Below are 13,501 nucleotides of genomic sequence, written 5' to 3'. Positions count from 1 at the left end.
AGGGCAGCGGAACCGGTACTGCGCGTGTCGCCAGCTACTGCGCCGCGGTCTTGGCGTCGGGGTCGTCTTCCCAGGCGATATTGCCCTGCGGAAGGATGAAGACCTGCCCGGGATAGATCCAGCGCGGGTTGCGGATCTGGTCCTTGTTGGCCTGGTAGATCGTCGACCAGCGGATGCCCTTGCCGTAGAGCTCGCGCGAGATACGCCACAGGTTGTCGCGGCGCTTGATGATCAGGGTCCGGGGACCGCCGACCGAACCGGATATCTCGGCGCCGGCCGAGCCACCGGACTCGACGACCGGCTTGAGCAGCGCCACCTCGACCTCGCGCTCGAAGGGCACTTCGGCGCGGGCCAGCACATTGCCGGTCCCGGCCTCGACCTGGTCGGCGCGGACCGCATAGGTGCCGGCCGGCAGGTCGCGCCTGATCTCGAGCAGCCACGTGCCGGAGGGCGACGGCTTTGCTTCGCCGACCAGCTTGTCGTCCATGTAGACCCGCACCGGCTCCGGCGTCTCGGCCGTCCCGGCGATGAACAGCGCGCCGGTGGTTTCCGCCTCGACCGCCGTCACCACGACTTCCGGCACGATGACCGGCTCGGGTTCGGGCTCGGGCTCTGGCTCCGGTTCGGCGACCGCCACCACGGCCGGTTCCTCCGGGGTCCCGGCGGGCTCCGGCGTCGTTTCGGCGAGCGGCGCTTCGTCGGCGTCGTTCGTCTTCATGGCGTCGCCATCGGCCGGTGCGCCCGCCGACGGCTCGGTCTCGGGCGCGGGCGCCGCGGCGATATCGACCTCGGCTGCCTCACCGGCATCGGTTGCCGGTGCGACCGGGGCCGTCTCGGCCATCTTCGTATCGTCCGCCGGTGACTCCGGCGTCACGTCCGCCACCGCGACGTCATCCGGTGATGCTTCGGGCGCTGCCTCGGCTGTCTCGATCCCGTCCGCCGTCGCTTCCGGCGCCGCAGCCGGCTCGGCGGCAGCCACCATCGGTGCACCGCCGTCGTCGGGCGTTGCGGCCGTGTCCGGCTCTTCCGGCGTTGCTTCCGCGACGACGGTTTCCGCCGCCGGGGCTTCGGCGATCTCCGTTTCCGCCGGTTCCGGCGCGGCCGGCGCCTCCGGCAACTGGACGATCGTGCTCGGACCGTCGAGCGTATTGAGCACGACAAGCGGTTCCTCGGTCGGCGACTCCGGCACCATCACCGCCACCCGCTGGTCGGAGATCATCACCGACGCCTTGTCCGGCGAGGTGGTGCGGATCGCGAGGTCATGCGCTCCTGGCTCCAGCGGATCGAGCAGCGCCATGGCCCACTCGCCGCGGGCATTGGCCTCCGCCGTGGCGACGGCGTCGCCGCCATTCATCAGTTCGACGGTCGAGCCGGGTTGCGCCAGGCCAGCGATCACGGCGTCGCCGGTCGATTCGACCCTGACGATATCGAAGCTCGGCGCCACCATCTCGTCGTCCGGCACATCAACCGCAGCGTCGGGCACACCGACTTCCGCTGGATCCGGCGGGGTCTCATCCTCCGGGGTCTCCTCAGGCGCGACCATCGCGGTCTCCGCCGGCCCGACGGCGGCGTCAGGCTCGACGCCTTCCGGCGTATCGGCAGCCATCGCGGTATCGGGGGCCACCATCGGTGCATCGTCCGGCGGCGTCGCGTCGTCCGGAGCCGCGTCGGGCGCCAGCACCGCGGTGTCGCTCGCGGGCGCCATCTCCGGTTCGGTCCCGGCCGACGGAACATCGGCGACGACCTCGGCGGCCTCGTCCTCAGGGGTAAGAGCGTCTCCCGGCGCGGCGGCGGCCACTTCGGTCGCGGGCTCGGCGGCGTCGGCCGGGGCCTCTTCCGCGACCTCGGCGTCAGGGGTGACGGCCGGTGCGGGCGCCGTCTCCGGCGCTGCGTCGGCGATATCCGTGGTTGCCTCGTCGGCCGGGGCCGGCGTCGCTGCGGCCATGCCGTCGTCGGCTTCCTCGATCATGCTGGGGAGTTCGGTCGGCGGGCCTTCGGCCATGGCGCCATCGGCTTCCTCGGCCGGCATCGGCGCGTCTTCCGGAGCCGCCTCGGCAACGGTCTCGGCCACCGCCTCGTCCGGCGTCCCGGCATCGGCCGGGGCACCCTCGGCCACCTCGACATCCGCCTCGTCGACAGGCACGGCGGGCGACGGTTCGGCCGGTGACGGCGCGCTTTCAGCGGTTTCGGAGGGCGAGACCTCGCCTGCGGCATCGGGCTCGTCGACATCGCCGGGCGCACTGGTCGTGGCGGTGGCGGGGACCGGTTCGGTCTTCGGCGGCAGGCCGTAGTCGAAATAGACGAGGACGCCGACTCCCAGCAGTAAAACGATCACCCCGATCCAAACGGTCGTCCGCCGCGCGTCCATGGTCTCTCCAGTGCCAGCCGATTCTGTCATTTAATCCCGGTTCCGTGGACGCCACAAGGCGCGGGCGCTTGACGCCCGGCCCGCGCCAATGCCACATGAGTCCCATGGCAGAACTACGGAATGTTTGTGTTTATTGCGGGTCCAACAACGGCACCTCGGCTGACTATGCCGAGGCGGCGACAACGCTTGGCCGCGATATCGCCGAGGCGGGAATTCGCCTCATCTACGGTGGCGGCTCGATCGGCCTGATGGGGATCGTCGCCCGCACGGTGCTGGAAAATGGCGGTCAGGTGACCGGCATCATTCCCCAGTTCCTCAAGGACCGCGAGGTGATGCTCGGCGAGGCCAGCGAGCTGGTCGTCACCGACGACATGCACGAGCGCAAGCGGATCATGTTCGAGCGGGCCGACGCCTTCGTCGCCCTGCCCGGCGGCATCGGCACCCTTGAGGAGGTGGTCGAGATGATGACCTGGGCGCAGCTCGACCAGCACGAGAAGCCGATCCTCATCGCCAACATCAACGGCTTCTGGGATCCTCTCGTCGCCCAATTCAAGCGGATGGCCGACGACGGGTACCTGCGCAAGGACTTCCTCGGCGAGCATGTCGCCCTGCCCGTCCGCTTCTGCGACACCGTCGACGCCGTCATCCCGACGCTGAAGGAAGCCGTCGCCGACCTGCCCCAGCCGGCCCTCGAGGAGAGCGCCGGGCTGATGTAGCCCGGCGTGAAGGGTCAGGCGACTGCCTTCGCCCCGGACCGCAGCAGCTTGTAGATCAGCGAATCGTGCAGCGCCTCGAAGGAGGCGTCGACGATGTTTTCCGACACGCCGACGGTGAACCAGGAGTCGCCGGTGCCGTCGGCGCTTTCGATCAGGACGCGGGTCACCGCGCCCGTACCGCCGTTGAGGATACGCACCTTGAAATCGATCAGCTCGAGGTCGGCGATGACGTCGCGATAGACGCCGAGATCCTTGCGCAGCGCCGTATCGAGCGCGTTGACAGGGCCGTTGCCCTCCGCCACCGTCAGCAGCCGCTCGCCGCCGACGATCAGCTTGACCACCGCCTCGGAAACCGTGACCAGTTCGCCGATCGCATTGTGGCGGCGCTCGACCGTGACGTGGAAACCCTCGACGTCGAAATAGTCGGGCACGCCGCCGAGCTTGCGCCGTGCCAGCAGCTCGAAGGAAGCGCCCGCCGCCTCATAGGCATAGCCCACCGACTCGCGATGCTTGACCTCGCGCAGCAGCGATTCCAGCCGCGGGTCGTCGCGACCGACCGCGATCCCCATCCGTTCCATTTCCGAGACGAGGTTGGCCTTACCCGCCTGGTCGGAGACCAGCACGTGCCGCCGGTTGCCGACCCGCGCCGGGTCGACATGCTCGTAGGTCTTCGGGTCCTTGACGATCGCCGAGGCGTGGATGCCGGCCTTGGTGGCGAAGGCGCTGGCGCCGACATAGGCCGCCTGGCGATTGGGCGAACGGTTGACCAGTTCGTCGAAGCGATGAGCGAGTTTGGTCAGGCCGGCGAGCGACTCGTCGCTGACGCCGATCTCATAGGCGTCGGCATAGACCGGCTTGAGCATCAGCGTCGGGATCAGCGACGTCAGGTTGGCGTTGCCGCAGCGCTCGCCGATGCCGTTCAGCGTCCCCTGGATCTGGCGGACGCCGGCCCGCACCGCGGCCAGCGAGTTGGCCACCGCCTGCTCGGTATCGTCATGGGCGTGGATGCCAAGGTGGTCACCGGGCACGACCCGCGTAACCTCCGTGACGATCGCCCCGATCTCCTCCGGCAGCGTGCCACCGTTGGTGTCGCAGAGCACCACCCACCGCGCGCCGGCGTCATAGGCGGCTTTGGCGCATGCCAGCGCGTAGTCGGGATTGGCCTTGTAGCCGTCGAAGAAATGCTCGCAGTCGAGCAGCACTTCCTTGCCGGCCTCGCGGGCCGCGGACACCGACTGGCTGATCGATTCGAGGTTGGCCTCGTTGGTCGTGCCGAGCGCCACCTTGACGTGGTAGTCCCACGTCTTGGCGACGAAGCAGATCGCATCGGCCTTGGCGTCGAGGAGAAGCTTGAGGCCCGGATCGTTGGACAGGCTGACGCCGGGCCGCTTGGTCATGCCGAAGGCGGTGAAGGTCGCCCGCTTCGTCCGCTTCTCGGCGAAGAAGGCGGTGTCGGTCGGGTTGGCGCCGGGATAGCCGCCCTCGACATAATCGACGCCCAGGCCGTCGAGCAGGCGCGCGACCTGCACCTTGTCCTCGACCGAGAAGTCGACACCGTTGGTCTGCGCGCCATCGCGCAGCGTCGTGTCGAACAGGTAAAGGCGTTCCTTGCTCATCGCATTCTTTCCGGTCGGCGCCGTATGAACTCAACGGCTTGGCGCAGTGTCTTGACGATCCGATTCAGGCCGGCGGCCAGGTCTCGGTATCGTGGTCGGGGTGCTGGCGGCTGGACGCGGCGATCTTCCTGGCCAGGTCCGGCATCCCCGCCTCCGTAGTCCCGTCCTCGGGCAGTCCGGCCAGCGCGGCGAACCACGACAGCCGCGATTCAATCCCGCACTGGATCGTCGGCGCGATCTTTTCCGGGTCGTCGAGCGAGCCGATCGACACCGAGATGTCGTCGCTGTCGACGTGGCGAAAGGTCAGCGGCGTACCGCAGTCGCGGCAGAAGCCGCGCTCGGTCTCTTCCGAACTCTTGAAGATCGCCAGGTTGCCACGGGTGCATTCGAAGGCGGTGAGCGGCACGCCGGTCAGCGGCGCGAACATCGATCCGAAGGCCTTCTGGCACATCCGGCAGTGGCAGATATGCGGAAAGTCGGGCCGCTGGTGCAGGACATAGCGCACCGCGCCGCACTGGCAGCCGCCGCTGTAGCGTTCCTCAACCATCGTGGTGTCCTCCGGCCGGCGGCCAGGCCGGGGTGTCGTGATCGGGATGCTGGTGGCTGACGATATCCGCCATGAAGGCGGCGCCGGCCGGCTCGGCCGCATCGTCGCGCCACGGCAGGTCGGCAAGCGTATCGACGAAGGGCAGCTTGTCGGCCGGGTTGACCTGGACCACCGGCGCGGCGACCGCCGGATCGTCGAAGGCGCCGATGGCCAGCTCGATGCCGCCCTCGTATTCATAGGTCAGCGGCGTGCCGCAATCGCCGCAGAAGCCGCGGCTGATCTTGTTGGAGCTACGAAAACGCTTCGGGCTGCCGCGTGTCCAGACCACGTCGTGACCGGTGACCAGCGGCCCGTAGAAGGCGCCGAACGCCTTCTGGCACATCCGGCAATGGCAGATCGACGGACGGCCGAGCACGCCGGCGCGAAACCGCACCGCGCCGCACTGGCAGCCGCCGGTCAGCGGGGGCGTCGCTGCGGTCATTGCTCCGACCCTTCGCCAGCGCCAGCGGGCGCCACCAGTTGCTTGGCCATCACCGTGTTGCCGAGCCACTCGCTGCCGCGCATCACCGTCTGGCGCTCGAGGGCGACATAGCCACGGCCGGCGAAAAACTCGCGCGCCGTGTCGCTCGCCTCGGTGGTCAGGCGGGCCGCGCCCCGCGCCGCCGCCAGCTTCTCCAGCGCGTCGACCAGCATGGTGGCGACGCCCTGCCGCGCCACCGCCGGGTGGACGAAGAGCATGTCGACGTGGTCCGCGCCTTCGAGCGAAGCGAAGGCCACCGGCGACTGGCGCAGCGTCGCGACCAGCGTCAGTTGTCCGCCAAGCCGCTCGGCGAAGCCCTCCTCGTCGGCGGCGGCCTCGGCCCAGGCGTCGCGCTGCCCCGGTCCGTAGTCGTCGGCGGTCAGCACGTCGATGCTCTCGCGAAACACTTCCGCCAGCACCGGCCCATCCTCCGGCAGCATCGGCCGCAGCCCGAATGTCGGTTTTGCCTCGGCCATCAGCGCACCGCCTTTCCTGTCGTCTCATTCCGGCGCATGGCACACCGCCTCGATGTTGTGGCCCTCGGGGTCGCGAACGAAGGCGCCGTAGTAAGTCGGGTGATAGATCTCGCGAATGCCGGGCGCCCCGTTGTCGGTCCCGCCGGCCGCGATCGCAGCCTCGTAGAAGGCATCGACCTCGGCGCGGGTCTCAACGCCAAAGGCGATGTGGGTGGCGGGTGTCTGCTGGCCGGATGCGCTCAGCCAGAAATACGGCTTCCCCTCGACGCCGAGGCCGGCGACGTCGGCGGTCCCGGTCATGCTCGCCGGAAACTCCATCAGCACCGTGAAGCCAATCGGCGCCAGCGCCTTTTCGTAAAACGCCCTGGCGCGGTCCATGTCGCCGACGCTGAGGCTGATGTGGTCGAGAACGATCCGGGTCATGGTGTTGCTCCCTCGTTGAGCGCCAGCGTGATGGCCGTCGCGACGCCGTCGGTATTGTTCAGGACATCCCGGTTCGGAAACCGCAGGACGCGCCATCCCTGACGGCCAAACCACGCATCGCGGCGGCTGTCGCGCGAATCCGCCCCGTGCTGGCTGCCATCGGCTTCGATCACCAGCCTTGCCGAAAAGGACAGGAAGTCGGCCACATAAGGTCCTATCGGAACCTGCCGCCGAAACTTGGCAGCATCGAAAGGCGGCCGTCGCAGAAGCAGCCAGAGCTTCTTCTCTGCCGGAGTCGCGTCGCGCCTCAACCGTCGCGCAAAGGCGACTGGCTCGGAAACGATGCGCTTCGTCTTCTTCTTTCGCGCCGGCGTGTCCCCCTCACCCGACCCCGCGCAACGCGCTGGGCCACCCTCTCCCGCAAGGGGAGAGGGAATGGCGGCCTTCCCCCCGGTATCGACAAGAGCCGACTTCCGATCGCCCATCAAAAGAGCCTCCTCGCGAACAGCGACCGCGTCGACTGGCAGGCGCCCCTTCCCTCTCCCCTCGTGGGAGAGGGTGGCCGCGAAGCGGTCGGGTGAGGGGGCCGCGTCACCGCTTCACCTCCCAAGTCGTCACCAGTTCGCCGGTCTCGGGATCCTTGGCATCCTTGAGAGCGATGCCCATCGCGTCGAGTTCGTCGCGGATACGGTCCGCCTCGGCCCAGTTCTTCTCCGCGCGGGCGGCGGCGCGGGCTTCAATGCCATCGTTGATCCGCGCAACATCGGTCACGCCCCCGGCGCGAGACCACCTTTCACCTTGTGCCAACAAAGAGAAGAGATCTCTCTCGCGGGCAACACGGGCGATATTCTCAAGATCATACTTTTCGCGCCTCAACCACTCAGCTTGGTTGACCTCTGACAAGATATCAAAATCCCCGTCCAACTCGGCCAGCCCGGCAGCTGCTTTGATCAGTGGAACGACCTCAGTCTGATGATCTCGGAACACACCAAGGAAAATCGCGTTGTTGGCGAACCGAAGAGAGTCTTCCGTATTCTTCTTGGCCGTCTTCGACAGTCTGTCGAGATAGGAGATCGCTTCCGGAAAGTTGAGATCGTCTTTCAGCGCATCAACGAGATCGTTGTCTGGGCTCGCTCGCCGGTCTTTAGGGCGCGATCTGAGACACGCTTCAACCCAATCGCTTAGCTTATGGGTCACCTCGGCGGTCGCACGCTCTGTCCAGTCGATTGGCTGCCGATAGTGCGTCATCAGCATCTGCAAACGAATGACGTCTCCCGGCACCGTCTCCAGCAACTCCCGTATCGTCACGAAATTCCCGGCCGACTTGGCCATCTTCTCGCCCTCGACCTGCAGGAAGCCGTTGTGCAGCCAGTAGTTGGCCATGACGTCGGTGCCATGGGCGCAGCGCGACTGGGCGATCTCGTTCTCGTGGTGGGGAAACACCAGGTCGATGCCGCCGCCGTGGATGTCGAAGACATCGCCGAGCAGCGCGCCGGCCATCGCCGAGCATTCGAGGTGCCAGCCCGGCCGACCCCGCCCCCAGGGTGAGTCCCATGCCGGCTCGCCGGGCTTCGACGGCTTCCACAGCACGAAGTCCATCGGGTCTTTCTTGTAGGGCGCGACCTCGACCCGGGCTCCGGCGACCATGTCGTCGAGCGAGCGGTTGGACAGCTTGCCATAGTCCGGCATCGAGCCGACGTCGAAGAGCACATGCCCCTCCGCCGCATAGGCGTGGCCCCGGTCGATCAGGTCGCCGATCAGCCGGATCATGTCGGTCGGGGCGTCGGGCTTGCTGATGAATTCCGTCGCCCGCGGCTCGACCGTCGGCGGCAGGCAGCCGAGCGCGGCGACGTCGGCGTGGAACTGCGCCTCCGTCCGGCTGGTGACTTCGCGGATCGCCTCGTTCAGCGGCAGGTCGGGATAGTCGCGGGCGGCCCGCGCGTTGATCTTGTCGTCGACGTCGGTGATGTTGCGGACATAGGTGACGCGGGACCCGTCAGGCGCCCCGCCCTCTCCCGGATAGAGATGCCGGAGCAGCCGATAGAGCACGTCGAAGACGATCAGCGGACGGGCGTTGCCGATATGGGCGAAGTCGTAGACGGTCGGCCCGCAGACATACATGCGGACGTTGCCGGGATCGATCGGGACGAAGTCCTGCTTCGTCCGCGTCAGTGTGTTGTAGAGGCGCAAGCCCATGCCAAACGTGTCCCTTGCCCGCTGGCCGGGGGGCGTCTCGTCTCAGATGGTAAAGGACAGGACGGCTCCAGCCAGCGATTGTCGCTAGCGAATAATAATCCCGCAGATGCAAATCGCGCGTGAGCGCGTCGGAGCCATCATGGCGGTTGCAATCGCCCATTTGGCGGAAAACGTCAAGCGTCGGCTGTTTTTCGCCGCCCTGTGGCGACGGGCGATCTGGACCTCTCGTCCGAGGCTGCTACGATCCGCGCCGGCCGCGACCGACGAGTCGAGGCACTGTCTCATGATGCGGTTAGGCGTGGCGTATTGGTGCGTTTCCTGAAGATTTCCCTCTCCGATCTGGCGCGCGCGCGATTGGCGGGCGCGATGGTCGCCTGCCTCGCGTGCTGGCTGGCCGTCGCCGTCGGCCCGGCGATGGCGAAGACGATTTCCATCGTCGCGCTCGGCGACAGCAATACCTACGGCTACGGCATCAAGCGGCCCGGCACCTACCCGTCGCAACTCGAGGTCCTGCTCCAGGCGCGCGGCTATGACGTCGATATCGTCAATCGCGGCGTCAGCGGCGACACCACCTTCGATGCGCTCGGCCGGCTCGAAAAGGCGGTGCCGGAGGGAACCGACGCGCTGATCCTTTTCCTCGGCCGCAACGACTGGCGCCGCAACACCCCGCCCAGCGCGATCAGCCACAACCTCGAGATCATCATCGGCCAGATGCGCCAGCGCGGCATCCCGGTGCTGCTGGTCGGCTTCAAGCCGCACGACTTCTCGGACGTCGCCGAGAAGTACGGCGTCCTCTACTACCCGGACTTCTTCGACGGCACGATGGTGCTGAACCGCAAGCTGCGGAAATACCGGCTCGGCGGCGGCGACATCGCCGGCCATCTCAATGCCGACGGCTACGCGGTCGTCGCCAACCGCATGCTGCCCAGCGTCGAGCAGCTGATCGCCCAGGTCTCCGACTGAGCTAGCCTCGCCGCGCCCAGGCCACCGCGCGCCCGCCGAATTCGGCCGCGCAGGCCTTGAGCTCGTCGGCAAGGATTCTTGCGATGGCGGCCTGCATCGCCGCGTCCATCGGCACCTTCTCGTTGTCGCCCTTGCGGTTGAACCCGGCCTCGACCGTTGCTGCCGCATCCGGCGATCCGCCGAGAAACGTCAGCACCTCCCGCCGCAGCGTCGCCGGATCGGCGACCAGGTCGTCGAAGAAGAACAGCGCGAAGCGGTCAGCCGGGATCGCCTCGCGCCAGCGCCGCACCGTGACCGACTGGCGCGACCGCGACATCACCCCTTCCCGCGCCGCGAACCGCTCGACGGAGCGGATATCCGCCCGCCCCTTCAGGTCGCCACGGCGGAGCCGCATGTTGAAGGCCGACCAGAAGCGGTCGACCGGATCGCGGGCGATGAAGATCACCTTCAGGTCCGGAAAGCGCGCCACGATCGTCCCGATCACCCCCGGTTCGAGGATCGAATAGCCAGGCGTCACGTCGCCGGCGATCGACGCGCCCTTGTCGTCGAAGAGCGCCGCATAGGCCTCGATGTCGACGCCGGGCGGCATCGCAACGAACTTGCGGAGGAAGGCGACATCCCTTTCCACCAGCGCCCGCCGCCGGTTCTGCTGGCGAAACGCGTTGAATGCGTCGAGATCGGCCTCCGCGCGACGAAGCATCCCCTCTGCCAGTTCGCGACGCGAGCCCGGCAGGTCGAAGTGGTGGAATTCCTTGATCGGCGGCAGCCAGAAGTCCGGGTGCGGGGCAAGCTGGTCGTAGAGCCACTGGGTTCCGGCTTTCTGCGCACCGACGCAAAGGAAGTCGGGTCCGCCGCTCCGACTGACCGTTTCCGCATCCCGCGACCCCGGCGCGCCCGCTCCAACCGACATGAGGCTCCGTACTTTCCCGCCAATTGCTTAAATCCGGCAAGATGATAGCCGCCTCGCCACCCCGATCAAAGTCCTGCCAGCCCGCCAACATCGGAGCCCCCGAAGGCCGGGGTCGTCGCCGTTGCCGATCGCTGGTCATTGCGTCCGATCCGGCGCACTGTCATGCGTGTGCGATCAATTTCGTTCTTGCCGCGCCATAGCCAGAGTCGGTCTGCTATCCTCCGTCACCTACCGAAGCACAACAATCCCGGATCGGTTTTCATGTCAGACCCGCGTCCCGAGGGCAGCGACCTCGACCAGCATGCCCTCCACTTTCACAAGTTTCCCCGTCCGGGAAAACTCGAGATCCAGGCGACCAAGCCGCTCGGCAACCAGCGCGACCTGGCGCTCGCCTATTCGCCCGGTGTCGCCGCGCCCTGCCTCGCCATCGCCGAGAACCCGGCGCTGGTCGCCGACTACACCTCGCGGCAGAACCTCGTCGGAGTGATCTCGAACGGAACCGCCGTCCTCGGCCTCGGCGCGATCGGGGCGCTGGCCTCCAAGCCGGTGATGGAGGGCAAGGCCGTGCTCTTCAAGAAATTCGCCGGCGTCGATGTCTTCGATATCGAGGTCGACGAGCGCGACATCGACCGCTTCGTCGATGTCGTGGCGGCGCTCGAACCGACCTTCGGCGGCATCAACCTCGAGGATATCAAGGCGCCGGAATGCTTCGCCATCGAGGCGAAGCTGCGCGAGCGGATGAATATCCCGGTCTTCCACGACGACCAGCACGGCACGGCGATCATCGTCGGCGCGGCGGTGACCAATGCCCTCTTCCTCGCCGGCAAGGCGATCGGCGACGTCAAGATCGTCGCCTCGGGCGCCGGCGCGGCGGCCATCGCCTGCCTCAACATGCTGGTCTCGCTCGGCGCACGGCCGGACAACGTCTGGGTCACCGATATCGACGGCGTCGTCTACAAGGGCCGCGAGGCGCTGATGGACCCGTGGAAGGCGGCCTACGCGCAGGAAACCGATGCCCGCGTCCTGGCCGATGTCATCGCCGGCGCGGACATCTTCCTCGGCGTCTCTGCGGCTGGCGTCCTGAAGCCGGAGATGGTGGCGCAGATGGCCGACAAGCCGCTGATCCTGGCGCTCGCCAACCCGGTCCCCGAGATCATGCCCGACGCCGCCCGCGCCGTCCGCCCCGACGCGATGATCTGCACCGGGCGTTCGGACTTCCCGAACCAGGTCAACAACGTCCTCTGCTTCCCCTACATCTTCCGCGGCGCGCTCGACGTCGGCGCGACGGCGATCAACGAGGCGATGAAGCATGCAGCCGTCGCGGCAATCGCCGACCTCGCCCGCGAGCCACCGTCGGACGTCGTCGCCCGCGCCTATGGCGGCGAGCCGGAGACCTTCGGGCCGCTGAGCCTGATCCCTTCGCCCTTCGACCAGCGGCTGATCCTCAAGATCGCCCCGGCGGTCGCCCGTGCTGCCACCGAAAGCGGCGTCGCGACCCGGCCGATCGCGGATTTCGACGCCTATCTCGACCAGCTCAACCGCTTCGTCTTCCGCTCCGGCCTGATCATGAAGCCGATGATCACCGCCGCCCGCTCGGCGCCGAAGCGGGTGGTCTATGCCGATGGCGAGGACGAGCGCGTGCTGCGCGCCGCGCAGATCGCCATCGAGGAAGGCATCGCCCGGCCGATCCTGATTGGCCGACCCAGCGTCATCGACGTCCGCTGCCGGCGCTACGGCCTGCGCTTCTCGCTGGAAAACGACTGCGAGATCATCAACCCCGAGGATGATCCGCGCTACCGCGCCTATGCCGACCTCTATTTCTCCAAGGTCGGGCGCAAGGGCATCGACCCCGAGGCGGCGCGCACGGTGGTGCGCACCAACACCACCGTCATCGCCGCGCTTGCCGTCGAGCGTGGCGACGCCGACGCGCTGATCTGCGGCCTCAGCGGCCGCTTCATCCGCCACCTCCGCGACATCGGCCACATCATCGGCCTGAAGCCGGAGGCGCGGGCCTTCTCCGCCCTCAGCCTCTTGATCAACACCCGCGGCAGCTACTTCCTCACCGACACCCATGTCACCGTCGACCCGGATGCCGACGAGATCGCCGAGATGACCCGCCTCGCCGCCGCCGAGATCCGCCGCTTCGGCATCGATCCGAAGGCGGCGATGCTGTCGACGTCGAACTACGGCACCCGCGAGATCGAGTCGGCCGCCAAGATGCGCAAGGCGGTGGAGATCCTGTGGCGCACCGATCCCGACCTTGATGTCGACGGCGAGATGCACGGCGACGCCGCCCTCTCGGTGGCCTTTCGCCAGCGGGTGATGCCGGACTCGCGGCTGGAGGGCGAAGCCAACCTCCTGGTCTTCCCCAGCCTCGACGCCGCCAACATCGCGCTCAACCTCCTCAAGGAGATGACCGGCGCGTTGCATGTCGGACCGATCCTGCTCGGCGCCGCCAAGCCCGCCCATATCGTCACGCCGTCGGTCACCTCGCGCGGCGTCCTCAACATGACGGCGCTCGCCGTCGTCGGGGCGCAGTCGCAGGAGGAGTCCATGGCGGTGGTCGGAGACGCCGCCCGTTAACCTTCAGGTAAGGACCCTGAACCGGACACAACCGGCCGTTCAGGGCAGGTACCGGCCGACAATGCGAAACCTCCGCCGACCACACAAACCGGCGGATCTTTCATCATGGCCAATACCCTCTTTGCCTTCGCGACCCTCGGCTTCCTGAGCTGGATCATGGCCGGCATGCTCTTCGGCTATTCG

Annotated in this window: 12 protein-coding genes; 3 read left to right on the top strand and 9 right to left on the bottom strand. The window is 67.6% G+C overall.

What is annotated here, in order from left to right; genetic code table 11:
* Window positions 1–34: 34 nt before the first annotated feature.
* Window positions 35–2,398: a LysM peptidoglycan-binding domain-containing protein gene (locus tag BLT60_RS24660; RefSeq protein ID WP_139167867.1), complete on the bottom strand. Its 2,364-nt coding sequence runs from the start codon at window positions 2,396–2,398 to the stop codon at window positions 35–37.
* A gap of 74 nt (window positions 2,399–2,472) precedes the next feature.
* Here BLT60_RS24660 and BLT60_RS16265 point away from each other — a divergent pair, with 74 nt between their 5' ends.
* Window positions 2,473–3,084 carry an LOG family protein gene (locus tag BLT60_RS16265; RefSeq protein ID WP_090877903.1) on the top strand — a complete coding sequence of 204 codons (612 nt, stop codon included), beginning with the start codon at window positions 2,473–2,475 and terminating at the stop codon, window positions 3,082–3,084.
* Window positions 3,085–3,098: 14 nt separating this feature from the next.
* Here the strand turns inward: BLT60_RS16265 and cimA are convergent, their stop codons facing one another.
* The 7 genes from cimA to cysS all read right to left on the bottom strand — a co-directional run bounded on the left by cimA (window position 3,099) and on the right by cysS (window position 8,862).
* On the bottom strand, window positions 3,099–4,700 hold the full coding sequence (gene cimA, locus BLT60_RS16260; protein ID WP_090877901.1) for a citramalate synthase: 1,602 nt from the start codon (window positions 4,698–4,700) through the stop codon (window positions 3,099–3,101).
* Window positions 4,701–4,764: 64 nt separating this feature from the next.
* The gene (locus tag BLT60_RS16255; protein WP_090877900.1) at window positions 4,765–5,247 is read right to left on the bottom strand and encodes a GFA family protein; all 483 of its coding nucleotides are present in this window, start codon (window positions 5,245–5,247) and stop codon (window positions 4,765–4,767) included.
* A complete protein-coding gene (locus BLT60_RS16250) occupies window positions 5,240–5,728 on the bottom strand; it encodes a GFA family protein (protein WP_090877898.1) in 489 nt (162 codons plus the stop codon). Before BLT60_RS16250 ends, BLT60_RS16255 begins: the two co-directional genes overlap by 8 nt.
* Window positions 5,725–6,243 carry a GNAT family N-acetyltransferase gene (locus tag BLT60_RS16245; RefSeq protein ID WP_090877897.1) on the bottom strand — a complete coding sequence of 173 codons (519 nt, stop codon included), beginning with the start codon at window positions 6,241–6,243 and terminating at the stop codon, window positions 5,725–5,727. The genes BLT60_RS16250 and BLT60_RS16245 overlap by 4 nt, the downstream gene beginning before the upstream one ends.
* A gap of 24 nt (window positions 6,244–6,267) precedes the next feature.
* Window positions 6,268–6,666 carry a VOC family protein gene (locus BLT60_RS16240; RefSeq protein WP_090877895.1) on the bottom strand — a complete coding sequence of 133 codons (399 nt, stop codon included), beginning with the start codon at window positions 6,664–6,666 and terminating at the stop codon, window positions 6,268–6,270.
* Window positions 6,663–7,151 (bottom strand): endonuclease domain-containing protein, encoded by a 489-nt coding sequence (locus tag BLT60_RS24810; protein ID WP_090877893.1) that lies wholly within the window; start codon window positions 7,149–7,151, stop codon window positions 6,663–6,665. Before BLT60_RS24810 ends, BLT60_RS16240 begins: the two co-directional genes overlap by 4 nt.
* 106 nt (window positions 7,152–7,257) lie before the next feature.
* Window positions 7,258–8,862 carry a cysteine--tRNA ligase gene (cysS, locus tag BLT60_RS16230; protein ID WP_090877891.1) on the bottom strand — a complete coding sequence of 535 codons (1,605 nt, stop codon included), beginning with the start codon at window positions 8,860–8,862 and terminating at the stop codon, window positions 7,258–7,260.
* Between the two features lie 309 nt (window positions 8,863–9,171).
* On the opposite strand from cysS, the gene BLT60_RS16220 reads away from it, so the two are divergent.
* A complete protein-coding gene (locus BLT60_RS16220; protein ID WP_139167866.1) occupies window positions 9,172–9,825 on the top strand; it encodes a GDSL-type esterase/lipase family protein in 654 nt (217 codons plus the stop codon).
* Window position 9,826: 1 nt separating this feature from the next.
* On the opposite strand, the gene BLT60_RS16215 is transcribed toward BLT60_RS16220, so the two are convergent.
* Entirely contained in the window at window positions 9,827–10,735 is a 909-nt protein-coding gene (locus BLT60_RS16215) for a sulfotransferase family protein (protein ID WP_090877885.1), read from the bottom strand.
* A 261-nt stretch (window positions 10,736–10,996) separates the two neighbouring features.
* On the opposite strand from BLT60_RS16215, the gene BLT60_RS16210 reads away from it, so the two are divergent.
* Complete coding sequence (locus BLT60_RS16210; RefSeq protein ID WP_090877883.1) at window positions 10,997–13,318, top strand: NADP-dependent malic enzyme; 2,322 nt, start codon at window positions 10,997–10,999, stop codon at window positions 13,316–13,318.
* Window positions 13,319–13,501 lie beyond the last annotated feature (183 nt).

This window comes from Bauldia litoralis (genome assembly GCF_900104485.1).
Classification (GTDB): domain Bacteria; phylum Pseudomonadota; class Alphaproteobacteria; order Rhizobiales; family Kaistiaceae; genus Bauldia; species Bauldia litoralis.
This window is presented reverse-complemented; position numbering and strand designations above follow the sequence as displayed.

Excerpts from the sequence above, each read along its gene's own strand:
- cysS (WP_090877891.1), bottom strand. The coding sequence starts at position 8,862 with ATGGGCTTGCGCCTCTACAACACACTGACGCGGACGAAGCAGGACTTC.
- BLT60_RS16265 (WP_090877903.1), top strand. The coding sequence starts at position 2,473 with ATGGCAGAACTACGGAATGTTTGTGTTTATTGCGGGTCCAACAACGGC.
- cimA (WP_090877901.1), bottom strand. The coding sequence starts at position 4,700 with ATGAGCAAGGAACGCCTTTACCTGTTCGACACGACGCTGCGCGATGGC.
- BLT60_RS16250 (WP_090877898.1), bottom strand. The coding sequence starts at position 5,728 with ATGACCGCAGCGACGCCCCCGCTGACCGGCGGCTGCCAGTGCGGCGCG.
- BLT60_RS16215 (WP_090877885.1), bottom strand. The coding sequence starts at position 10,735 with ATGTCGGTTGGAGCGGGCGCGCCGGGGTCGCGGGATGCGGAAACGGTC.
- BLT60_RS16255 (WP_090877900.1), bottom strand. The coding sequence starts at position 5,247 with ATGGTTGAGGAACGCTACAGCGGCGGCTGCCAGTGCGGCGCGGTGCGC.
- BLT60_RS16210 (WP_090877883.1), top strand. The coding sequence starts at position 10,997 with ATGTCAGACCCGCGTCCCGAGGGCAGCGACCTCGACCAGCATGCCCTC.
- BLT60_RS24660 (WP_139167867.1), bottom strand. The coding sequence starts at position 2,398 with ATGACAGAATCGGCTGGCACTGGAGAGACCATGGACGCGCGGCGGACG.
- BLT60_RS16240 (WP_090877895.1), bottom strand. The coding sequence starts at position 6,666 with ATGACCCGGATCGTTCTCGACCACATCAGCCTCAGCGTCGGCGACATG.
- BLT60_RS24810 (WP_090877893.1), bottom strand. The coding sequence starts at position 7,151 with ATGGGCGATCGGAAGTCGGCTCTTGTCGATACCGGGGGGAAGGCCGCC.
- BLT60_RS16245 (WP_090877897.1), bottom strand. The coding sequence starts at position 6,243 with ATGGCCGAGGCAAAACCGACATTCGGGCTGCGGCCGATGCTGCCGGAG.